General features: G+C 62.8%; 18 protein-coding genes and 1 pseudogene. 16 read left to right on the top strand and 3 right to left on the bottom strand.

What is annotated here, in order from left to right:
* Positions 1-383 precede the first annotated feature (383 nt).
* The 13 genes from B7R21_RS20335 (at position 384) to B7R21_RS18935 (ending at position 14,447) form a co-directional block, all read left to right on the top strand.
* A complete protein-coding gene (locus B7R21_RS20335) occupies positions 384-530 on the top strand; it encodes a hypothetical protein (RefSeq protein ID WP_172592290.1) in 147 nt (48 codons plus the stop codon).
* A gap of 353 nt (positions 531-883) precedes the next feature.
* Positions 884-1,681 carry a BtpA/SgcQ family protein gene (locus tag B7R21_RS18990; RefSeq protein WP_172592289.1) on the top strand — a complete coding sequence of 266 codons (798 nt, stop codon included), beginning with the start codon at positions 884-886 and terminating at the stop codon, positions 1,679-1,681.
* A gap of 57 nt (positions 1,682-1,738) precedes the next feature.
* Positions 1,739-2,929 (top strand): SIS domain-containing protein, encoded by a 1,191-nt coding sequence (locus B7R21_RS18985; RefSeq protein WP_116284820.1) that lies wholly within the window; start codon positions 1,739-1,741, stop codon positions 2,927-2,929.
* Positions 2,916-3,797, top strand: a complete 882-nt coding sequence (locus tag B7R21_RS18980; RefSeq protein WP_116284819.1) for a carbohydrate kinase family protein — start codon at positions 2,916-2,918, stop codon at positions 3,795-3,797. Before B7R21_RS18985 ends, B7R21_RS18980 begins: the two co-directional genes overlap by 14 nt.
* On the top strand, positions 3,794-4,486 hold the full coding sequence (locus tag B7R21_RS18975; RefSeq protein WP_116284818.1) for an aspartate/glutamate racemase family protein: 693 nt from the start codon (positions 3,794-3,796) through the stop codon (positions 4,484-4,486). The genes B7R21_RS18980 and B7R21_RS18975 overlap by 4 nt, the downstream gene beginning before the upstream one ends.
* Positions 4,483-6,006: an amidohydrolase family protein gene (locus B7R21_RS18970; RefSeq protein WP_216364321.1), complete on the top strand. Its 1,524-nt coding sequence runs from the start codon at positions 4,483-4,485 to the stop codon at positions 6,004-6,006. The genes B7R21_RS18975 and B7R21_RS18970 overlap by 4 nt, the downstream gene beginning before the upstream one ends.
* Positions 6,003-6,986, top strand: a complete 984-nt coding sequence (locus B7R21_RS18965; RefSeq protein WP_116284817.1) for a polysaccharide deacetylase family protein — start codon at positions 6,003-6,005, stop codon at positions 6,984-6,986. Before B7R21_RS18970 ends, B7R21_RS18965 begins: the two co-directional genes overlap by 4 nt.
* Positions 6,973-8,778, top strand: coding sequence for an oligopeptide/dipeptide ABC transporter ATP-binding protein (locus B7R21_RS18960; protein WP_116284816.1), 1,806 nt, complete (start codon positions 6,973-6,975; stop codon positions 8,776-8,778). Before B7R21_RS18965 ends, B7R21_RS18960 begins: the two co-directional genes overlap by 14 nt.
* Positions 8,775-9,641, top strand: a complete 867-nt coding sequence (locus B7R21_RS18955) for an ABC transporter permease (protein ID WP_116284815.1) — start codon at positions 8,775-8,777, stop codon at positions 9,639-9,641. Before B7R21_RS18960 ends, B7R21_RS18955 begins: the two co-directional genes overlap by 4 nt.
* Before the next feature lie 10 nt (positions 9,642-9,651).
* Positions 9,652-10,638 (top strand): ABC transporter permease, encoded by a 987-nt coding sequence (locus B7R21_RS18950; RefSeq protein ID WP_116284814.1) that lies wholly within the window; start codon positions 9,652-9,654, stop codon positions 10,636-10,638.
* A 107-nt stretch (positions 10,639-10,745) separates the two neighbouring features.
* Positions 10,746-12,272 carry an ABC transporter substrate-binding protein gene (locus B7R21_RS18945; RefSeq protein ID WP_172592288.1) on the top strand — a complete coding sequence of 509 codons (1,527 nt, stop codon included), beginning with the start codon at positions 10,746-10,748 and terminating at the stop codon, positions 12,270-12,272.
* Positions 12,273-12,312: 40 nt separating this feature from the next.
* A complete protein-coding gene (locus B7R21_RS18940) occupies positions 12,313-13,032 on the top strand; it encodes a GntR family transcriptional regulator (protein WP_216364320.1) in 720 nt (239 codons plus the stop codon).
* Positions 13,029-14,447 (top strand): MFS transporter, encoded by a 1,419-nt coding sequence (locus tag B7R21_RS18935; RefSeq protein WP_367379421.1) that lies wholly within the window; start codon positions 13,029-13,031, stop codon positions 14,445-14,447. The genes B7R21_RS18940 and B7R21_RS18935 overlap by 4 nt, the downstream gene beginning before the upstream one ends.
* 12 nt (positions 14,448-14,459) lie before the next feature.
* On the opposite strand, the pseudogene B7R21_RS18930 reads toward B7R21_RS18935, so the two are convergent.
* Positions 14,460-14,831, bottom strand: a pseudogene (locus tag B7R21_RS18930) (DUF1622 domain-containing protein).
* A 359-nt stretch (positions 14,832-15,190) separates the two neighbouring features.
* Here B7R21_RS18930 and B7R21_RS18925 point away from each other — a divergent pair.
* Complete coding sequence (locus tag B7R21_RS18925; RefSeq protein ID WP_116284810.1) at positions 15,191-15,853, top strand: recombinase family protein; 663 nt, start codon at positions 15,191-15,193, stop codon at positions 15,851-15,853.
* Positions 15,850-15,972 (top strand): hypothetical protein, encoded by a 123-nt coding sequence (locus B7R21_RS20910; protein WP_301182569.1) that lies wholly within the window; start codon positions 15,850-15,852, stop codon positions 15,970-15,972. Before B7R21_RS18925 ends, B7R21_RS20910 begins: the two co-directional genes overlap by 4 nt.
* A 255-nt stretch (positions 15,973-16,227) precedes the next feature.
* Here the strand turns inward: B7R21_RS20910 and B7R21_RS18920 are convergent, their stop codons facing one another.
* Positions 16,228-17,418 (bottom strand): permease, encoded by a 1,191-nt coding sequence (locus tag B7R21_RS18920; RefSeq protein ID WP_116284809.1) that lies wholly within the window; start codon positions 17,416-17,418, stop codon positions 16,228-16,230.
* Positions 17,419-17,729: 311 nt separating this feature from the next.
* Positions 17,730-18,782 (bottom strand): acetate/propionate family kinase, encoded by a 1,053-nt coding sequence (locus B7R21_RS18915; protein ID WP_172592287.1) that lies wholly within the window; start codon positions 18,780-18,782, stop codon positions 17,730-17,732.
* 343 nt (positions 18,783-19,125) lie between these two features.
* Here B7R21_RS18915 and B7R21_RS18910 point away from each other — a divergent pair, with 343 nt between their 5' ends.
* Positions 19,126-22,350 carry a beta-phosphoglucomutase family hydrolase gene (locus tag B7R21_RS18910; protein WP_216364319.1) on the top strand — a complete coding sequence of 1,075 codons (3,225 nt, stop codon included), beginning with the start codon at positions 19,126-19,128 and terminating at the stop codon, positions 22,348-22,350.
* Positions 22,351-22,355 lie beyond the last annotated feature (5 nt).

Here is a 22,355-nt window from a genome sequence, read left to right as displayed (position 1 = left end):
GCCCTTCCGGACCACCGCCACGACATCATCGCGGAACTCTTTCGGATATGCCTTTGCCATGACTGACATCCTTCCAGCGAGAATGAAATCTCACAGGTCAGGTGACAACCAAACCCTGGGCAGACCCAAGTCTAGAAGGACTCATGCCTCAGAAAGCTAAAGGTTTCTGAGGCGTCTCAAGTAGATCCCCTTAGCTTGTCTACGGCTCGCCAATGTCGGGTTCAATGGCGGTTCGGCAACTCCGCCACCCGGCGCTACAAGGGTTTATGAGACACGCGCGTCGGTGCGTCGATGCCGTGTTTCTTGACGGTCTTCAGCCTGCTGATAGTGGACCTTATGCCAGGTACTCTTCGAGTCCGTCGGGCTCTAGTGGCCACGACGTCATGCACGTTGCGTCCACCGGCCGGGGACTGGCCGAACTGATTCTCGACTGCTGCTGCCGCACGACCGACCTCCCTCTCACTCCCGACCGGATCACCTGCAACCAGCCACCGGCCGGCGACCACCGCACCGGCACCGCCGGAGTGTGAGTCAGAGACGGGTTCTTCGCGGCCCTCGCTCGCACCTCCGGATGGAACCCAGTCGCTAAGCGGCCGCGCGAGCATGCAGCGGCGCCCATGCATCTCTCGACAAGCTTGGGCGGCTCGGCCCGCCGCCAGGCAATCTTGAAAGAACACGCGTGTCACGCGGGCAAGATCGGCGGTAACGATGCCGATGACCATGGTGAGTCGGGCTTTCATCGCATTCGACGAACAATTTCTCTTCGTATACCGTTTATTGCCCATGCAAGAAAAAAACGCGAACAAACAACAATATCTTGACAATCTAAACGCGTTTGTATACCGTTTGAGAATCGATGAAGATTGAAAGGCATGAGATCACATTGTTCCGACTCGTAGGTGTTCTGCACCTTCCCCCTCTGCCCGGCGCACCAAACTACCTCGGCCATTCCATCTCAGCGATCGCCGATGCAGCCGCTGAAGACGCTCAGGTCCTAGTTGGCGCCGGTTTCACCGACGTGATGATTCAGGACGCCAGCGACAACCCCCAGCCCACTCTGATCGGGCCGGCGACCGTCGCCGCCATGTCCGTCATTGGAGCGGCGGTACGCCGAGCCACTGACGTCTCGCTGGGCGTCGTCGCCGGCCACAACGACGGACCGTCCGCTGTCGCCATCGCACACGCCATCGACGCTCAGTTCATTCGGGTCAAGGTGCTCACCGGCATCTCGGTGGGTCCGACAGGATGGATCGAGGGATGCTCGTCTGAGGTCGCGCACATGAAGCGCCTGCTGGGCAGCGGAGTCGAGGTGTGGGCGGACGCGCACGAGGCGACAAGCCGGGCCGTGACAGGCGACGTGCGCTGGGCCGCTGCCGAGGCTCTCTCGTTCGGCGGAGCCGACAAGATCATCGTGACCCGTGACAGCGGCGTGAATGACGCCATCAGCGACATCGCCGCCGTCAAAGCACTCCTCGACGACAACGTCGATGTTCTGATCGGAGGGCGAGTCACCGCAACAACTCTCGGCGACGCGGTGCGCGGCTCTGACGGTGCGATCCTCGGCAGCGCGATCAAAGACGGCCCTGATCACGACGCCCGCATCAGTCCTGCTGCGGTCGAACGCCTTGCGGACGCATTCCGCACCGCTCGCGACGCAGCGGCCGGCGCCACCCGGGGCTAGTCCGCAACGCCCTTCCCTCAGATCCAGCTCGCCCGAACCCCTACCGGAGAACTTCGAATGACGAACACCCCTCTCGACAGCCCCCTGCTCTCGGCGGACAGCCCGCTGGACGACCGCCAGAAGGAGGTGATCGTGCGCGTGTCCGCCGCAGAGCGCGCTGGCATCCTGGCCCTCCCGACCGATGATCCACTCGACGCCAAGCGCCGGGCCCGCGTGGAAGCGACGAGGGGTGAGATGTTCGGGCAGCCCCAGGCCATCCGCAACACCTGGCACCGCAACGAAGCCGAACTCGCGGCCGTCAGCCACCGTCTCGCAGAATCGCATTTCGACCGGGTCTTCCTCGTCGGCGCCGGTGACTCCCTGGCTGTCATGATCGCCGCACGCCACGCGCTCGAACTCATGCTCGGCGTGCTCTGCGAACCCGTGCAGAGCCTCGAATTCGCGTACTACCAGCGTCACCTCGTGACCTCTTCTTCCCTGGTCATCGCGCTGTCGAGCTCTGGAGAGACAACGCGCACGGTGGAGGCGGTCTTGGTGGCACAGCACGCTGACGCTCTGACGCTTGCGCTGACCAACACCGCAGGCTCGACCATCGATCGCGAGAGCGAGAACACCCTCGTTCTCGAAGCGACCCGGGTGGGTTGGCCGACCCAGTCGTCCACTGCCGCTCTCGCCCTTCTCCTGCGCCTGGCCACAACTGTCGGGGTTCTGAGGGGAACAGACGGAGCAGAGGCGCTGGGCGAAGAACTAGAGGAGCTGCCCGAACTGATCGGCACGACGCTCGACCGACTCGACGGCCCGATCGCTTCGATCGCGGCGGAGCACGCCCGTCACGGCATGTACCTCTTCTCAGCGGCCGGACCCAACTGGGCGGCCGCGATCATCGGGGCCGCGAAGGTCAAAGAGACAACACCCGATCACGCACTGGAGATCCAGGTCGAGGAGTACCACCACTACAACTCGCAGAAACCGGATGAACCTCTCTTCCTCTTCGCTCCGACCGGGCCGTCGATCCCACGCGCGGTGGACACCGGCCGCGACGCCCACCGTTATGGCGGGCATCTGTTCGCCATCACAACCGTCGGAGAGCATGCCTTCGACGAGCACGCTGACGGCGTACTCGAACTGCCGGTCGTGAGCGAGTCTCTCAGTCCACTGCTCTATGTCGTACCGGCGCAGATGATCGGCTACCACCTCGGAATGGCCAAATTCGAAGCAGCGGAAGCTGATCTCGATGGCCGGGCGTGACGGAGTGATGTCTTTGGTCTGCATCGGAAACCTGACAATCGACGAAGCCGTGCACGGGCAGGATCGAAGCGCCCCGGCTATCGGCGGCGATGCGGCCTATGCCGCACTCGCCGCGCGTCTCTACCTCGATGACGTCAGGATGCTCGCACCGGTCGGTTCCGACTTGCCTCCGTCGGTGCTGCAGTCCCTCCGCGAAGCTGGCATCGTCGTCGACGACCTGCCGTCGCGCGACATACCGACCGTTCGGAACATCATCGACTACTTCCCTGACGGCTCCCGCCGCTGGACGATGCTCGCCACCGAGGACGAATTCGACAGGCTCTCGGTCTATCCAACCGATGTGACGGATGCGGTGCTCCAAGCCGACGGCATCCTGATCTCGGCGATGAGCCTTCAGTCCCAGCTCGCGCTAACCCCCTGGCTGCGGGCCAACACCGACGCAACCCTCTACCTCGATCTTCAAGAGGACTACCTTGTGGGCAATCGTGAAGCCCTGTTCGGGATCATCGCCGACTGCGACGTCTTTCTACCGAGCGAGATCGAGGCCGTGACGCTGGCCGAGACCGATGACCTGGCCGCGGCGGCTCACCTCTTCCACGATCTCGGACCGCGCACCGTGGTCATCAAGCGCGCCCAAAGAGGATCGATTGTTCTGCACGACGGCACGCTCACCGAGGTGTCGAGCGAACGTGCTGTCGCCGTTGACAGCACGGGCGCCGGAGACGCCTTCTGCGGGGGCTTCGCAGCGGTGCACCTGGTCTCGGGAGACGCAGTGGATGCCGCACGCTGCGGATCAGCAGCCGCCCGAACGGCGATCAGCGCCTACGGAATCGACGGTCTCGTCTCCGCTGCAGGAGCGCTCCGATGAGAATCGCCGTCGTAAACCCGAACACGACCCGCACCATGACGGACACGGTCCTGGCGTCGGCCGGTGCCGCAGCCCGGCCCGATACGACGCTCGTCGGCATTACGCCAACAAGCGGCACACCGAGCATCGAGAGCCACGTCGACGAAGTGTGGGGCGCACTGAGCGTTCTGACAGAGATCCGGCAACTCGAGTCCGGCGCCGAACGAGTCGACGCCTACGTCGTCGCCTGCTTCGGAGACACCGGGGTGGCTGCCGCCCGCGAGCTGGCTGACGTTCCTGTGGTGGGCATGACCGAGGCCGCCCTGATGACCGCGGCGCTCCTCGCGAGCCGGTTCAGCATCATCACTATGCCTAGACGTACTCGCGACCAGTCCGACCGTGTCGTGCGCTCGTTGGGGCTCGGCCATCGGTGCGTCGTTCGCGCCATCGACGAGCCCGTGACCGGGATCGCGAACGGTTCGCTGCACCTGCTCGACGACTTCGCAGCCGAAGGTCGTCGGGCCGTTGAGCAGGATGACGCGGGCGCCATCGTTCTCGGCTGCGCGGGGCTGGCGGATCTGGTCGATCCGCTCGGCACCCTTCTGGGCGTTCCCGTCGTCGAGGGTGTGGCTGCTGCCGTGACGATGGCAGAGGGGCTTGTGGCTCAGCGGCTGGTGCGCGCGGGCGCGGGCCGGGTGGCGGGGTCGTGAACACGCTCTTCGCCGATGTGTACATCTACGACCCTGCAGCCGAGTCCGGCATGGTCGGGCCGATCGATGTGCTCGTCGAGGGCAACCGCATCGCTGCGATCGGCCGAGGCGCCCGCTCCCGCGCCGGCGCGGTGATCGACCGGGTGGTAGAGGGCCGGTCGCACCACATCGTTCTACCGGGCCTCATCAATGCGCACTTCCACTCGCCAGCGAACCACCTGAAGGGTTCACTGCAGAGTTTGCCCCTAGAACTCTTCATGCTCTACGAATCCCCCGCCGACATCGCGCTTGCCCCCACTCCGCGTGAGGCATACCTCCGCACGATGCTGGCAGCGCTCGAAATGCTCCGCACCGGAACGACGACGGTACAGGACGATGCCTTCTTGATGCCGTTCCCCACCCCGGAGATCATCGACGCAGTGATGCAGGCCTACGCCGACTGCGGAATCAGGGCGAGCGTCGCGCTCGATCAGCCCGAACTCCCGGAGGCGCAGAAACTGCCCTACATCGCCACCGGCGCTGCTGGCGAACTATTGGCGTCGTTGGAGGCGCCGGCGCCGATGGATCGTGAGGGGCTCCTGGCTCTCTACGACTACTTCTTCGACCGTTGGCACGGCAGGGAAGCCGGTCGCCTCACCGCGGCCGTCTCCATCTCCGCACCGCAGCGGGTGAGTACCGAGTACTTCGAGGCGCTCGACGAACGGAGTCGCAAGTACCGGGTTCCGTTGTTCGCGCACATGCTCGAGACGAAGGTCCAGCGGGCCCTGATGAGCGAGCAACCTCGCTTTCAGGGGCGCTCGCTCGTCGAGTACACGCGCGATCTCGGGTTGCTGAGCGATCGGATGAACGTGATTCACGCCGTCTGGGTCGATGATCACGACCTGCGCCTGATCGCGGAGGCGGGAGCGGTGATTGCGCACAACCCCATCAGTAATCTGCGACTGGGCAGCGGAGTCGCACCGTTCCGACGAATGAAGGAGCTCGGCATTCCAGTCGCGTTGGGCATCGATGAGGCGATCTGCGACGACTCCGCGAACCTCTGGGGAGTCGTGAAGACGACCGGCCTCATCCACAATGTGGCCGGTCTCGACAGCTCGCTGTGGCCGACCGCCAGCGAGATTCTTGAGAGCCTCTGGCAGGGCGGCGCGGCCTCGCTCCTTCAGTCGGATCGACTCGGCGCGGTGAGCGAAGGCTTTCTGGCAGATCTCACGCTACTCGATCTGCACAGCGCGGCTTTTACCCCGTTCAACGACTTGCGTGGACAACTTGTCTACTGCGAGTCCGGGTCGAGTGTGCGGCTCACCATGGTCGACGGCCGCGTGGTCTTCGAAGAAGGCGCGGTCACCCTCGTCGACGAGCTCGCCCTCCTCGACGAGGCCCGCGAGCTCTTCGCCCAGAAAGCACCCGCAATCCACCGTGCACAACAGGGCGCGGCTCGACTTCGCGCGCCCTATGAAGCGATGGTTCGCCAGGCCGCCTCGGAAGACCTCGGAATGAACAGATGGATCGGAAACAGATGACCTCCCCCCTTCACGCCGTGACCGTCTCGGGCGCCCTGGCGTCGCACGATCGTTACGACTACTCCCCCATAGGCGACGCGCATCATGGTCTGTGGCCCGGTGGAAAGAAACTCGCCGTCTATGTCGCCGTGGGAATCGAGGACTACCACTTCGGATCGGGGCACGCCGAGAACCTGCTCGACGGAGTACCGGCGCCCGACCTTGTCAATGCCAGCTGGCGCGACTACGGCAACCGGGTGGGCGCCTTCCGTCTGCTGAAGCGGCTGGACAGCTTCGGGATTGCTCCCACGGTGCTCCTGAACACTGCCGTCTACGATTCGGCACCCGAGCTCGTCAGCGAAGCACGCCGGCTCGGTGCCGAGATCGTCGGGCACGGAATTTCGAACTCCGACTCGCTGAGCGGTCTCGACGAAGCGAAGGAACGTGCGTACCTGAAGACCGTCGCTGCACGCATCTGCGAGGAAGAGGGTACCGCGCCCCTCGGCTGGTCGAGTCCATGGCTCTCGCATACGGAGAATTCGCTCGATCTGCTCGTGGAGAACGGTTACCGCTACCTGATGGATCTGAGGCTGGACGACCAGCCGGTCTGGTTGAAGACGCGCGGTATGCCCCTGCTCGCCATGCCCTACGCGCTCGAGCTCAACGACAGCACCTCGATGATCGGGCGCCATGTCAGCGCAGCAGATTTCGCCGACATGATCATCGACGAGTTCGATGAACTGCTTCTGGCGGCCGACGAGCAACCTCTCGTGATGAGCATCGTCGTACACTCCTTCATCTCGGGTGCGCCGTTCCGGCTAAGACAGCTGACGCGCGCACTCGAGCACATGACGACGCGCGGCAGTGATGTCTGGTTCACCCAGCCGCGCGCGATCTACGACGTGGTGCGAAAGCGTGCAGCCGCACCCGTGAGCAGAACCAGCGATATCGACGACATCGACTCGACGAAGAGAGAGGCGGCGCACCATGACATCAGCTAGCCAGACGGCCCCACAGCGCGGTGGTGTCGGCGAAGCCGCGTCGATCGAGGGCCTGCATATCAGCCTGCAACGCGACGGTGTGCGATCAAATGTGCTCCGTGGCGTGAATCTGACCATCGGCCGAGGTGAGATCGTGGGGCTTGTCGGCGAGTCGGGCTCGGGGAAGAGCGTTCTCGCCTTGGCTCTGCTCGGCCTGCTTCCGTCAGCGGCGGCTCCAGAGATAACCGGCGCGATTCGTGTCGCCGGCGTCGATATCGTGCATGGTAGCGCCGAGGAGCTCCGGACAGTGCGCCGCGACGAGCTCGGGGTCATCTTCCAGGACCCGATGACCTCGCTCAACCCCACCATGCGGGTCGGGCGGCAGGTGACGGAGTCCACCCATGACCACGCCGAGGCGATTCGTCTGATGTCGGCGGTGGGTATCGCCGACCCCGAGTTGCGCTTCCGGGTCTTTCCGCATGAGCTCTCAGGGGGGCTCCGACAGAGGATCATGGCGGCCATCGCTGTCGCCGGGCGGCCATCGCTGATCATCGCCGATGAACCGACCACCGCTCTCGACGTCACCGTCCAGGCCCAGGTTCTCGACCTGCTGCGTGAGTTGCGGGACGAATTCGACTGCAGCGTGGTGTTGATCACCCACGATCTCGCCGTCGCCGGCCAGATCGCCGACCGGATCGCCGTGCTCTATGCCGGACGGATCGCAGAACTGGGGTCGGTCTCCGACATTCTGCACCGCCCGAACCACCCCTACACCGTTGGCCTGCTGCGATCACGGCTGTCGCTCGAGACTCCGAGGGACCGCGAGTTGTTGACGCTCCGGCCCGAGACAGGGTCGCCGGGCGAACGGATGACCGGATGCGCCTACCACACCAGATGTCCGCTCGCCATCGATCGATGCGCCGTGGAGCAGCCACCTCTCGAGCAAGGCGGGATCCCTGCCGCTGACGCCCATCTCCGGGCGTGCTGGCGTTCCATCAACGACGTGCAGAACCTAGCCCACCACAGTCAAGGCGACAGCGTTGTCACCCCGCGGACGCGGAACGAAGCCGCCGCACCCGCCGTTCGCGTCGAGGGCCTGCACACCCGATTCGTCTTGAAGTCAGGCGGTCGCAAGCGCCGCGAGGTGCATGCGCTCCGCGGTGTCGATCTCACCGTGCAAGCCGGAGAAGCCGTCTCGATCGTCGGTGAGAGCGGATCGGGAAAGTCGACCCTGCTGCGGGTCATCGCCGGACTGACGCCCGCCACATCAGGGAGCGTCGCCCTCGCGGAGGGAGGTGCTCAGATGGTGTTCCAGGATGCTGGCTCCTCGCTGACCCCGTGGCTCTCCATCGGTGAACTCTTGAGAGAGCGGTTGCTTCCCCTCCGCCTGGGCGACGCTGAGAACCGCAAGCGCATCGACAAGGCACTCGTATCGATCGGCCTGCCCCTGTCGGTGGCCGGAGTGAGACCGGCTGACCTCTCGGGAGGGCAGCGCCAGCGCGTCGCGCTTGCGCGAGCGACGATGATCCCTCCGGCCGTTCTGCTCTGCGACGAACCGACCAGTGCGCTGGACGCGTCGCTGGCCGCAAGCGTTCTGAATCTCATCCGTGAGATGCGGCAGGAATTGACCATGACCGTCCTCTTCGTCACGCACGACCTCTCCGTGGCCCGGTTGATGGGCGACCGGATCGTCGTGATGACCCAGGGCGAAATCGTCGAAGCCGGCCCGGTGAATGAGGTGATCGAGCATCCATCACACCCGTACACCCAGTCGCTGCTCGCGTCGGTACCCGACATCGGGGTTCTGGCATGACCGCCTCGACGAACATTGCCGCTCGCCGGCTGGGACTGCCGACCTCTGCGCTCCGCCTCCACGCCGGCAACCGCCTGAGCTTCGCAATCGTTCTTCTTCTCGGACTGGTCACTGTTGTCGCGCTGCTCGCGCGGGTCATTGCACCGTACGACCCCATTCAGTCCGTCGGCGGGCTGAACCTGCCACCAGGGTCCCCCGATCACCTGCTCGGAACGGATGCGATCGGTCGCGACCTGCTGAGCCGGACCCTCTGGGGAATCCAGGTCAGCTGGTTCGCCTCCCTGCTCATCGTGGCGACCGGGCTCGTCATCGGTGGGGTCATCGGAACTCTCGCAGGGGTGTTCGGAGGATGGCTCGACAACCTCCTGATGCGATTCACCGACCTCTTCCTCGCGCTGCCCGGAACGCTGGTGGCGATCGCAATCGTCGCCGCCCTGGGTTACAGCCTGCAGAACACCCTGATCGGGATCGCCGTGGTGTGGTGGCCGTTCTACGCCCGCATCATCCGCGGTGAAGTACGATCGATCGCGGCGCGGCCCCATGTCGAAGCAGCCCGACTGGCTGGGATCTCCCGCCCGAGGATCGTGCTCCGGCACATCCTCCCGGGGGTGGTACCCACTGCCATCGTCACCGCGAGCCTCGACATCGGCAACGTGGTGCTGCTGTTGGCAGGGCTCTCGTTCCTGGGGCTCGGCCAGTCGGCTCCTGCTCCCGAGCTGGGGGCCGACACCGCCCGGAGCCTCCAGCAGCTGCTCAGTCAGTGGTGGGTTCCGTTGACGCCGGGAATCGCTGTGCTTCTGCTCAGCCTCATCGCGAACCTCGGCGGCGACGCCATCCGCACTCTGATGAATTCGAAACGGTGAGGAACCCCCAATGACCAGATTCGTCGTGCGCCGCCTGGCGTCGGCCGTCGTGCTCCTCCTCGTGCTCACGGCCATCATCTTCCTGCTTCAAGCCGTCTCTCCCGGCGACCCGGTGAAAGCATTCCTCGGCAATAACGCCTCGCCGGCGGCAGTGGCTGCCGAACGTCAGGCGCTCGGTCTGAACGACCCTCTCCCCGTGCAGTACCTCCAATTTCTGACGAACCTGCTGCACGGCGATCTCGGCATGTCCTTCCGCAGCCATCGTTCGGTCACGAGTGACCTGGCTGCCTTTCTGCCGGCAACGATCGAGCTGGTCACAGTATCGTTCGTGTTCGCACTGATCCTCGGTACGATCTTCGCCGTCTCTGGTGCGCTCCGCTGGCGCGGAAGCGCCTTCTACCGGGGGCCCCTATTGGTACTGGCGACCGCTCCCCCGTTCCTGCTCGCGCTCGGCGGCATCGTGATCTTCTACGCCCAGCTGAGCTGGCTTCCGGCGTCTGGCCAGGGAGCAGACACCACCGGACCGACCGGGTTCCTGCTGATCGACAGCATCGTCACGGGAGACCCCGGAACCTGGGGAGTCGCTTGGCAACACTTGATTCTGCCGGGCGTGGTTCTAGCCATCGCCCCTGCAATCGCGATTGGACGAATCCTTCGTTCGAGCCTCGAATCCACCCTGCAAGCCGACTTCGTTCGCACTGCCGAGTCGAAGGGGTTGAAGGGTCACGTCGTCATCGCTCGACACGTCATCCGAAACTCGATCGGCCCCGCACTCTCGATGGCCGGCCTGCAACTGGGCTTCATGTTCGCTGGCGTTGTTGTCGTCGAACAGATCTTCAGCTGGCCGGGTATCGGCAACTACCTGGCCAACAGCATCCCCGTCTCGGATTTTCCAGCCATCGCCGGCGTCACTCTCGTTCTCGGCACGATCTACATCATCGTAAACGCGATCGTCGACGTTCTGCAGACTCTCGCCGACCCGCGTCTCAGCGCGTGACCCGGCGATCTTCACCCCTCACCACTGCAAAGGAGCAAGAAGTGTCACTCTCACCGAACCGAAATAGAGCATTGCGGGGAGTACTGGTCGCACTGGCCGTCTCATCGATGATCACCCTCACCGCCTGCGCGGCGAACGGTCCACAGAAACCCAACCCGGCACCGACCGATGGGGTTCTCACTGTCGGTCTTCTGAACGATATCGGCCAGCCGCCGGACCCGGACGTGTACTACGCGAACAACGGACTTGCGATCGTGCTCAACACCTACGAGGGTCTCGTGCAGTACCAAAACAACGTCGACACCCGGCAGATCGCCCCGAGGTTGGCGGATTCCTGGACGGTCTCGGCTGACAACACGGTCTACACCTTTTCACTGCATCCCGGCGTCACCTTCCACGACGGCACGCCATTCACGTCAGACGCCGTCAGGCAGTCGTTCGAGCGACGGCTCGCCGTCAACGGCGGAGCTGCCTACATGGTCGCCGACGTGAGCTCCGTGGACACCCCGGACGACCTCACTGCAGTCGTCACGCTCAAGAACCCGAATGCGGCCTTCCTCGACTATCTCGCCTCACCGTTCGGGCCGAAAATGGAGTCTCCGACCGCCCTCCAGGCAAATGCCGGTGCAGACAATGCACAGACATACCTGCAGACCCACGACGTCGGCACGGGGCCGTATGAACTGACCGGCGCCATCGTGGGCAGCAAATACACCCTCACCCAGTACCCGGGGTACTGGGGGACGATCTCGCCGTTCACCTCCGTCGAGCTCCCTGTCTTCAGCGATGTCTCAGCGCTCCAACTGGCCATCGACCACGGCGATGTCTCTGTCAGCGTGGCGAACCTTCCGTCTTCGAGCCTGCCCAAGTACCAGAACAATCCTGCCTTCAATAGTGATCTGCTGCCGACCTTTCAGGCGGCTCTCGTGCTCACAAACCCGAGTAAAGAGTTCTTCTCGACAAAGGAGAGCAGAACGGCGTTCTTGCAGTCCATCGATCAGCAGAAGCTAGTGGACCAGGTATTGGGAGCCCGATCTGAGCCTGCGACGACGCTTTACGCCAAGGGAATGATGCCCGATGGCTTAGACAAGCAGAACCTTTCGTTCGACCCGACGGTGATGGCCGCATATGCCAAGACCCTGCCGACCGGAACACCGATGGTGATCGGCTACGCCTCGGACAACACCAACGCCCAGCAGATGGCCAACATCGTAGCCGCCGACATGCAGGCCGATGGCGTGCAGGCCAGCGCCCAGAGTTTCCCCACATCGCAGATCTTCGGCTGGGCGAACGATCCCACCCAAGGGCCGGACGCATTCATCGACGGCAACAACGGCGCCGACGGCGGCAACCCGTATATGTGGGGCCATGTCTTCTGGGATAAGACCGGCGGCATCAACTATTTCCAGTGCGATGACCCCTCAACCGACGCTGATCTCAATGCTGCGGTGCTGACAGGAGACAATGCCCTCTTCGCACGAGCTGCTCAGACGTATTCAGCGACAGGGTGCTACATGACATTGTCGAACAATAAGGACTGGGTTGTGTCTCAGAAGTGGCTTCAGGGTGTCCCGCAGTCCCAGAACATCGGGGCGAATGAGCTTGACTTCAGTAAGCTCTCGATCTCGAAGTAGCCACATCATGCTCGAAACAATTCAGAGAAACGGAGGCCAGGTGACCATCGACATTGATGTGCTGTCCGAGACCGGTCGAAAGAGTTCATTATCGCAGCAGACGTACTTCGAGCTGAGGCGACGCATCATCCTTGGGCGCTATCCACAAGGTTCGCGTTTGGCGGAGCAACGACTTGCCGAAGAGCTCGAGGTATCACGTGTTCCTCTCCGTGAGGCCGTACCGCAGTTAGAGATGGACGGGTTTGTGCAGACTTTTCCGCGACGCGGAGCTGTCGTCACTAGCTGGGACGAGAAGCGGGTCAACGACCTCTTCGATCTGAGGCTGTGCATCGAGGTCGGAGCCGCCCGCTACGCTGCAAGGCAAGTGGCCGCCGGGGCATCGATGAAGCCGCTCACTGATGCCCTGAGTCATTCGCAGAATGTCGTGCACTCGGGCGATCTGTTCGAGGTCGCCCAGGCAAGCACCTGGTATCACGAAGCCGTCGTCGACCTCGCCGGCAATCGGTTGATGAAGACGATGATGCGTTCGGTCACAGGACAGATGCTGTGGTTGTTCTATCTCACCTCTCGACTGGACGCCGATGATGCATTCGACGATCACGTCAATCTGCGAGACGCCATTGCCTCCGGGAATGAACGTGTTGCAGAGGCGGTGGCCTACACCCACATCGAGCGCGACCGGATTCCTTCCTTCTCAGCACTGGAAGTGCCGTACACGTCAGCACCCGCCCCTGACGATTCCGACGGAGTCGAACACTGAAACCGCGACACTTCCCTCCGTCTCACAGGGGGAAAGTCGTCGCGCTGATCTTCGGGGTACTGAGCTACCAGCTCGGCATTTCGATGGTCGCGCCAGTGCTTCCCGCAATCGCTGCAGAACTCGGAGCCCCAAGCGGCGCTACCGCCGGTTCGCAGGCGCTGTTCTTTCTCGCCAGCGGCGTTTCCAGCCTGGTGGCTGTGCGGCTGAGTGACTATCGGAGCAGGCGCTCGGTCTTCCTCGCGGTCGTGCTCGTGTCAGCGGTGGGGAGCCTGGTAGTTGCCGTGGCGCCCTCAGTAACGCTTCTCCTCCTTGGCCGGACGCTGGAGGGGGTCTCCGGCGCTGTCTTTCCGCTGACCTATCTCGTTCTGAGGGAGACCCTCACACCCTTGGTCTTCGGATCGACGGTCGGACTCATCAGTGCCTTCGGGGGAGGTCTGTTCGGGCTGGACGGACTTGCTGGTGGCGCGATTCGAGACCGATTCGGCTATCGACCAGTCTTTGCCGTCGTCGCAGGAGTGGGAATCATCGCTCTCATTCTTCTGTGGCGGGTTTTACCTCACGCAACAATCCCGCGCTCTCTGCGCGTAGAAAGATTCGATAGTCTCGGTGCCGTGATCGTCAGCGCCGCGATCATCCTCCTGAACAGCGGTTTATTCGTTCTCACGACAGCGACCTGGCCTCCCCTGTTCGGCGTGATTCTCCTGCTGTGCACACCGTTGCTCCTAGTCCTGTACGCCCAGCATGCGCAGTCCGCATCCACCCCATTGGTGGTTGTGCGCCTCCTTACCTCTCGATCGATCTGGCCGTTCCTCATCACCACACTTGCCGGCATCGCCGGTGCGTTTGCGACCACCAGCTATCTTGTTGTCCTTCTCGCACAGGATCTTCGTGGTGGATATGGCCTCAACTCCTTCGATACCGCCCTGTTCTTCCTCATTCCGCCTGCGGTTCTCGCGCTCGCTCTTGCCCCTGTCTCGGGCCGACTGGCCCCCCGTCTCGGTTGGATCTTGTTGCTCAGAGTCGGCCTCATGGGCTCGGCGATCGCGCTGGCCGCCGCAGCCCTCGCCCCCAACATGACGCTGAGAATTCTCGCCATCTGCGGTCTCGGTGTGTGTTTCAGTGGGGTGGTACTCCCGATGATCAACGGGCTTTCGGTTCTGCTGAGTCCGGTGAGTGCTCCAGGCCTTCTTCCCGCTCTGAACGGGGTTTCCGTCGGCGTTGGCGGCTCGCTCGGCGTAGCCCTCGTTGCTCCGTTGACAGCTCAGGGCAGCACCGAGGGCTATTCGGAGGCATTCTGGGTCTGCGCAGGACTTCTGGTAGCGGCTTTTGTCGCTTCGGCTGCCCTGAGCATGAATCCCCCCGCACTGGTTCCAGCCCGTGGTGTCTACGACAGCCAGCGGGGATCCGTCAAGTGACAGACCGGTAAGTCAGCCCGCAGTACCCATCGAACCCAGCGCGGAGTCCGACTCTGCGGAGGGAGTTTTCCAGGTCTGCCACGGCCACCGGCCGGTGATCTCAAGTTCGAGCGAGAAACTCAGAAAGGTGCGGATTAGGATGATCGCCGCAATTACAGCGACGCTGTTGCGTGTCGGGGGTGACAGCGACCGTGCGAATGATGCCGGCCGCGACCAGGAACTCGAGAGCGAGCAGGATCGACCGGCCGAAATACTGGCGGTATAGGCGATAGCCGGCCCTTGGCCCCGGACTGTCCTGACGAGATCGCCGCACCGCCCACGATGATCAGAACACCGGAGCCGTCAATGCGCATCGACGAACTCTACGATGTTTTGAAACGTCATCCCCCTACACAGACAGAACCCCGATCATCCCGCCACACCCTCGTGCTTCAATTTAGGATCACGCAGCGAAGCGTGTGCCGGATCACCTGGCACTGAGCGTTGTTCTGCCCCCCAGACCCCTGACGAAGCAAACGAACATCTTTGCGTCGCACGGTTTGACATCGCGGTGCGCTCCCGGACTTGAGCACTCCAGCCAGGTGATGTCTCGACAAGCTAAAGGTTTCTGAGGCACCCACTCCCCCGCGGAACGCCCTGCAAGATCCGCGAGATTCCGCGGTTGCCAGTTGTCTTGGAAACTCATCTCGCAGTCGTGCGTGTCTCGCGCCGGTTTCTAGGACTTCCTAAGGCATGATGGCGGCATGAGACTACTCGGGTACACGCGGATCAGCACCGCGGCGCAGGATGCGCAGCTACAGGTTGACGCACTCGTGAAAATTGGGGTTCAGCAGCGGGACATCTTTTCCGACGTCACCTCGGGAACAAAGGTCGCGGCGAGCAGGCCCGCGATGAGACAGCTCCTTCAGCACGCCGTCGAGGGTGACACCGTCGTGGTCTGGAGGATCGACCGGCTCGGCCGGTCGCTGATCGATGTGCTCAACACGGTGAAGTCGCTACAGCAAGCCGGTATCAACGTGCGGTCCGTGTCTGACGGGATCGACCCGTCGACGAAAACCGGCAGGATGATGCTCGGCATGCTCGCCACCCTGGCCGAGTACGAGCGCGAGCTCATCGTCGAACGCGTCAACGCCGGCATCGCCGTCGCCCAAGCGGCCGGCACCCGGTTCGGTCGGCCCGCCAGCGACCCGAAGGTAATTGCAGAGAAACTCGAGATCGTACGCGGCGCCCGGAAAGGTGGGAAGACGGCCGCCGATGCTGCCCGGCTCGTCGGCTGGTCCAGAGCGACCTTATATAGGTACGAACAAGCCGCAGCCGACCTGGTGGACAGCGACGCGCCGGCCTTCGATGCGGGCACTCTCTCGGAGATTGTGCATGGTGCGGTCGCGTCGAGCGTGACAGCATGACGGAGCCGGTGAGCGCAGATGACATTCGCGAGGAGATCCGCGCATCACTCCGCCGCCTTCGCCGGCTCGGCGATGAAGGCCGAATCGTGATGGCCGAAGACAGCTGGAACACCGACTGACATGATTCCCGGGTCGCGATCGAGATAGCGGCAGCAGCTTTAGAGCGGGCCGACGCGGCCATGCTCTGGATGCACACACTCCCCCACCCTGACGGCGGATACCCGCCCATCCCCGACTAGACCCACGTGCCAACGAGTCCATAAGGCCTGGCCGGCGAGTGGTGTTCCCTGAGTCGTCAGGATTTGCGAATACTTCCGCGTTTCCCTGCCCACAGAATCGGCATACACCACGCGATGAACGCGGGGAATGCTGGGCTATCTCTGTCGCGCTTCGGTCGATGTGTCTTCGCCATGACCAGCCTCCGGCTCGGGTGCGCCGCCCATCATCGTCAGCATCGGGCCGCTCCCGGAACGGAAGAACACCACCAGCAGCACGCCGGCGAGGGTGATCGCGATGATGTTCAGCCAGGTCGTGTAGTTCCAGGAAATCCCCGCCTCGACGATGCTGAGATTACGGTTGGTGGGCACGAGACCCAGGGGGGTGAAGATCAGCTCGACGGCGTACCCGGCGAGCACCATTGCTGCGTAGAAGATGCCGGTGATGCGCAGTGCCACCGCCCAGCCGTAGTACTTCTTGTAGATCAGGATGATCGGGATGATGATCAGGTCGGCGAAGATAAAGCTCACAACCCCGCCGAAGCTGATACCGCCGTTCCAGAGCACCGCTGCAAGGGGTACGTTGCCGACCGAGCATACGAAGCTGACCATCGCCAGCAGTGGTCCGATGAGCGGGCCGAGAATGAAGGAAAGAGTCGGGTTGTTTTCGAAGAAGATCGCCTGCAACCACTCGGTGGGTACCCATGCTGCGAACGCACCGGCAATCAGCACGCCGATGACGATATCGCGAAGCACTGCGGCCCAGTCCATCACGAAGTATTTTGACACGCTCGTGATGCCCTCATGAGAGAACAGCCTGCCGAAGAAACTGGCATCGCTCCGCACCGACATGTCCATCGCCGCATGACCTTCCATGGACCCGGCGACACCCTTGTTGGCTTGGGTTCGAGCTCGGTCGATGAGGCGGCCGTGCATCCAGATTCTCATGCCGACGGCGACAAGGATGATCATGATCGGGCCGCCGACGAATTCGGCGAGCGTGAACTGCCACCCCATGACGAACGCGAGGATGAGGCCGAGCTCGAGCACAAGGTTCGTGGAAGCGATCTCGAAAGCCATCGCCGCGGAGAAGCTTGACCCTTTACGGAACAACGCCCGCGCCAAGGCTACTGCGGCGTATGAGCAGGACGACGATGCTGCGCCGAGCAGCGATGCGACTGTGAGAGCGCGAGGCGAATCGTTGGCCATCAGCGCGGTAATGCGGTCTTTTCGAACGACGGCCTGAATCACGCCCGAGATCGTGAAACCGAACACCAGAGGCCAGAGAATCTGCCACGCCATCGACGCAGCCGTAGCGAGGGCGTCACCAAGGGCTGCGAATATGTTCATTAGGTCTCCTTGTTTCCGGGTGTGCTCATCCGAGCCGGTCGATCACGCGACCCATGTTGACGCGCTAGCTGCAATGTGGTGTATCCGACATCCGGACTCGGCGGAAGCTCTGCCCCCCTGAGTACTGACGAAGCTCCGTGGCGATTTCCTTTAGGGAGCAGGTGCAGGGCCAGCCGATGGTGCGGCGTCTGGTAGCGGAAGGAGCCCGGACTCGAGAAGCAAATCGTCGGCGATCTTTTCTTCCACCGTGTCTTCTGCGGTTTCGATGCGATCGATGTGCTCGGCTGTTCTGTTGGGTGGTTCGGTTGTCATCATTGTTCCTTCGACTGTGACTCCTGGAGAGCTCCGGCGGCCCCCGCGCTTCGGAGCATCGCGATATCTTCACGCGCTTCCAGGACGACTGTTGCGACAGCAGAATCGTGTGTGCTGATCAGCATGTCCTCGTGGGCGGTGCGATTAGTGTCGGGATCGATGCGTGCATTCAGGAACCCAAGAGCCGCGACGGCATCCGACCGCGCCTGCCAGGCATGGTTACCTATGCCGCCACCGAATACGATCAGGTCGACTCCACCCATCACGGCGATCATGCGGCCCATCTCCCCCACCAGCCGGTGCAGCCACACTTCGTAAGCGAGCACCGCCTCCGGGTCACCTTTTCCGGCAGCTGTCATGATCAGCTTCATGTCACCGTGTCCGGCGATACCGGTGAGGCCTGAAGAGTGCTCGAGCAGGTGAGCCATCTCGCTCGGTCGCAGCGACGTGTTGACCAACAGCCACGCGAGAGCACCGGGGTCAACGGAACCGGGACGGGTAGCCATGACCAGCCCATCGACGGGCGTGAAACCCATCGTGGTATCGAAGCTCACACCGTCGATGATGGCCGCCAGCGACGCCCCTGACCCGAGATGGCAACTGAGAACTTTCGACACCGGGGACTGACCGAGGATTTCTCGTGCACGCGTGTCGGCATAGTCGTGGGCGAATCCGTGAAACCCGTATTTGCGGATACCGTGTCCCTCTCTCCACGCGGACGGTATTGCGTAGGTGAACGCTGCTTGCGGCAGCGTCTCGTGGAAAGTGGTATCGAAACAGGCGATTCCGGTCGACAGCGGGAACGCGGCTGCCACGGTGTCGACAATTTTGAGTGCGTTCTTCGTGTGCAGCGGAGCCAGCGAGGTAAGGCCTTCAAGATTGGCCCGGACAGCGGCGTCTATCCTGGTCGGGCCGGCGAAGACGCCTCCCGAGTGCACGAACCGGTGCAACACGAACTCGGGTGTGAAGCCGCCCTGCGTCTTGGTGAAGTCCTGCCAGCGGGGAGCGGTCCACTCGAGTGCCGAATCTGCGCCAGTGTCGATCTGCTGCACGTCTCGGCCGCGCGCTAGAGAGATCTTGCAGGAAGACGACCCGACATTCACAACCAGGACAGCGTGCGCTGCCTCATTCACGGTCCGTCCGTCACGAGATGACGCATCAACAACTCCTCCAGCACGTCGGTGAAACACCGCTGCCAGGGACCGGAGCAACAAAACCGAGACTACGTTGCAGCTGTTTGAGCCACAAGGACTTAGTACCCACGGCTCCGCGTTGTGCTTCTGAGATCTCAATGGCGCCTTGATCGTTTGGCATCCGCCCACGATAGAGTGGCGCTGAAATCAGTCACTCTGGCCCTTGGTGCCTGCCCCCGAAGTGGACGAACCGAGGATGCCCGTGACTGCTGCAGATGCCGATGCCGCGTACCCGATATTGCATTCGGGGCGTTGCGCGTACGCGGCGATCGTCTTCGACATGGATGGAGTGGTTACCGAAACCGCGCTCGTGCACGCGGCCGCATGGAAGAAGTTGTTTGACGAGGTGCTCCCGAAACTCGGGCCGAACGGCGGGTCACCCTTCGACCAGACAGACGACTATCGCCGTTACGTTGACGGGCGCTCCCGAGAAGACGGCATCCGAACCTTCCTCGCCTCACGCAACATCACGCTGCCGGAAGGCACGGTGGGTGATCCCGACGATCAGTTGACAGTGCGTGCGTTGGCTGCGCGTAAGCAACACTTCTTCGACCTCGTCATCGCCAAGGACGGTGTGACGGCATTTCCTGACGCGGTGCGCCTGCTGCGCCACCTGCAGCGGCGTGGAGTGCCGACGGCCGTGGTCACGTCGAGCCGGAACTGCGTTGCGGTACTCGCGGCTGCGGGGGTGATGGATCTGTTCTCTGTTCGTGTAGATGGTAACGATGCGATCCGTCTGCACCTTCCAGGTAAGCCCGATCCGGCTGTGTTCCTTGAGGCGGCAGGGCAGTTGGGTGTAACACCGGCTTCTGCGGCCATGGTGGAGGACGCAACGGCTGGTGTCCAGGCGGGCGCCGCGGGAGGTTTCGGTTTGGTCGTGGGGATGGACCGCGATGGTGCGGGCGAGCGATTGCGGGCCGCGGGCGCCGACGTTGTCGTCTCTGATTTGGGGGAACTCGACCTCAGCCGGGAGCGTCAGCTCACCGCCGCAGGCGCCTCACCAGGTTCGTTGGTGGACCCGTGGGTGCTGAAGTACGACAGCTTTGATCCGGCAACAGAGGGCGACCGCGAGACTCTGTGCACGCTGAGTAACGCCTACTGGGGAACACGTGGCGCTGCTGCCGAAGCTTCCGCAGATGACGTTCACTATCCCGGCACCTATTTCGCCGGTGTTTTCAACCGGGTGACAACGGATTTCGGTACCCGCACGGATGATGACGAACATTTGGTCAACGCTCCGAACTGGTTGCCGCTTCGCCTGCGAGTCCCGGGCGGGGCCTGGCTCAAACCCGGTACGGCGGAGATCTTGTCCTACTCGCAGGAGCTTGATTTGAAAGCGGCCGTGCTTACCCGTGAGGTGCGTTACCGGCATGACGGCGACAAAGTCACTGTGGTGACGTCTCGCAGGTTCATTTCTCTCGCATCACCCCACATTGCCGTGTTGCAGACGACTATCGAGGCCGAAAACTGGTCGGGCGCGTTTGTTGTCCAGAGCGCACTCGACGGTGCGGTCTCGAACATGAACGTCGATGAAGACCAGTTGCTCGCTCATGTGCATTTGGTGTCGTCGCGTGCGGAGGCCACCGGGCCCGACACTGTGCTGATGCAAGTGATGACGACGCAGTCTGAGATCCGGATTGCGCTTGTGCAACGAACGAGAGTGCTCGGCGGCGAGGAGCAACTCGAGTCGGGCCGGCGACTGATCACTAACGGTGACACGTGGATCGGGCATGAGTTCGACGTGCAGGTTTCACCGGGCCATCCGATTCGGGTGGACAAGTCCGTCGTCGCGGTGACCTCACACGATCGCGCTGTCGAGGCCCCGGCAGAGGCCGCGCAACGCTGGATGGATCGAACGCCGAACCCGGCAGAACTCGAAGACGAGCACCGTAAGAAATGGCAAACCCTCTGGGATGACTTCGCCGTTGAGATCGAGAGCAATAGTCCCGCTCGCTCCCTCGCTCTCAACGTGAACACCTTCCATGTCTTGCAGACTGTCGCTGCTGGCCGAGCCGATGCGGATGCAGGTATACCCGCACGCGGGTTGAGTGGTGAGGGTTACCGCGGTCACATCTTCTGGGATGAGATCTTTGTGTACCCAATAGTCACGCTCCGCCGGCCCGACATCAGCCGATCAGTGACCGGGTACCGGTATCGGCGCCTCGAAGAGGCCCGGGCAGCCGCTCGAGCTAACGGGCATTCGGGTGCGATGTTCCCGTGGCAAAGCGGAATGGATGGCCGTGAACTGACCCCAACCGAGCTGTTTAACCCTCGTAATCAGTCGTGGATGCCCGATAACTCCCACCTCGAACACCATGCCGGTCTCGCTGTCGCCTACAGTGCGTGGCAGCTGTACGAGGCAACCGGTGACACGGATTTCTTGGTCCGGGAGGGTGCCGAGTTGATCGTCGAGGTCGCCCGGTTCTTTGTCAGCATCGCTGTCTACAACCCGGCCGATGACCGTTACGACATTGACGGGGTGATGGGGCCGGATGAGTTCCATGACGGCAACCCGGGGTCTCCGGGTAGCGGAATTCGAAACAACGCCTACACGAACGTGATGACCGCGTGGCTGCTGAAACGCGCGCTGCAGACCATCACTATTCTGAGAGGACGAGATTGCGGGCCGCTGTGGGATCAGCTGAATCTGGTCGCGGGTGAGACACGATTATGGGCTCGGATCAGCCGGAAACTGCGGGTGGTTTTCCATGCCGATGGGGTGATCAGCCAGTTCGAAGGGTACGAGGCGCTCTCCGAGTTCGATTGGGACACGTATCGCGCCCGTTACGGTAATCTGGGCCGGCTCGACCTCATCCTGAACGCGGAAGGCCTTAACACGAACGACTACCGGCTCTCCAAACAGGCTGACGTTCTCATGCTGCTGTATCTCTTTTCCGCGGAGGAGCTTCGCGGTATTTTCGCCGATCTGGGGTACACGCTGCCTGCGCGCACCATCGTTCGTACGGTCGATTTCTACATCGCGCGGTCGACCCGCGGCTCGACGCTCAGCAACGTTGTCGAGTCGTGGGTGGAGGCGCGGCGGGACCGCACCCGGTCATGGGAGCTTTTGGGCAGCGCCCTTACCAGCGACCTGACCGGCGGCCATCAAGGTACGACACACGAAGGCATTCATCTGGGGGCGATGGCCGGGTCGGTGGACATGGCGATCCGCTGCTATGCCGGTCTAGAAATCCGGGGCGACACGCTGTGGCTGCACCCGGCACTTCCGGTGGAGCTGCACAGGGTCGCGTTCGTGCTCGTGTATCGGGAGCAGCGTATTCGCGTTGAACTGACCCAGGACCGGCTCAGCGTTCAGGTTGACGCAGGACGGCGGCGTCGCATTCAGCTGGATATCGACGGGCAACACAAAACATTGTCGTCCGGTCAACGCTTCGTTGTGGCTTTGAGCGGAGAGTCGGATATGTAGGGGAT

The sequence above is a fragment of the Subtercola boreus genome (genome assembly GCF_003399625.1).
Lineage (GTDB): Bacteria > Actinomycetota > Actinomycetes > Actinomycetales > Microbacteriaceae > Subtercola > Subtercola boreus_C.
This window is presented reverse-complemented; position numbering and strand designations above follow the sequence as displayed.

Excerpts from the sequence above, each read along its gene's own strand:
- B7R21_RS18985 (WP_116284820.1), top strand. The coding sequence starts at position 1,739 with ATGACGAACACCCCTCTCGACAGCCCCCTGCTCTCGGCGGACAGCCCG.
- B7R21_RS18975 (WP_116284818.1), top strand. The coding sequence starts at position 3,794 with ATGAGAATCGCCGTCGTAAACCCGAACACGACCCGCACCATGACGGAC.
- B7R21_RS18955 (WP_116284815.1), top strand. The coding sequence starts at position 8,775 with ATGACCGCCTCGACGAACATTGCCGCTCGCCGGCTGGGACTGCCGACC.
- B7R21_RS20910 (WP_301182569.1), top strand. The coding sequence starts at position 15,850 with ATGACGGAGCCGGTGAGCGCAGATGACATTCGCGAGGAGATCCGCGCA.
- B7R21_RS18950 (WP_116284814.1), top strand. The coding sequence starts at position 9,652 with ATGACCAGATTCGTCGTGCGCCGCCTGGCGTCGGCCGTCGTGCTCCTC.
- B7R21_RS18945 (WP_172592288.1), top strand. The coding sequence starts at position 10,746 with ATGATCACCCTCACCGCCTGCGCGGCGAACGGTCCACAGAAACCCAAC.
- B7R21_RS18960 (WP_116284816.1), top strand. The coding sequence starts at position 6,973 with ATGACATCAGCTAGCCAGACGGCCCCACAGCGCGGTGGTGTCGGCGAA.
- B7R21_RS18980 (WP_116284819.1), top strand. The coding sequence starts at position 2,916 with ATGGCCGGGCGTGACGGAGTGATGTCTTTGGTCTGCATCGGAAACCTG.
- B7R21_RS18925 (WP_116284810.1), top strand. The coding sequence starts at position 15,191 with ATGAGACTACTCGGGTACACGCGGATCAGCACCGCGGCGCAGGATGCG.
- B7R21_RS18965 (WP_116284817.1), top strand. The coding sequence starts at position 6,003 with ATGACCTCCCCCCTTCACGCCGTGACCGTCTCGGGCGCCCTGGCGTCG.
- B7R21_RS18920 (WP_116284809.1), bottom strand. The coding sequence starts at position 17,418 with ATGAACATATTCGCAGCCCTTGGTGACGCCCTCGCTACGGCTGCGTCG.
- B7R21_RS20335 (WP_172592290.1), top strand. The coding sequence starts at position 384 with ATGCACGTTGCGTCCACCGGCCGGGGACTGGCCGAACTGATTCTCGAC.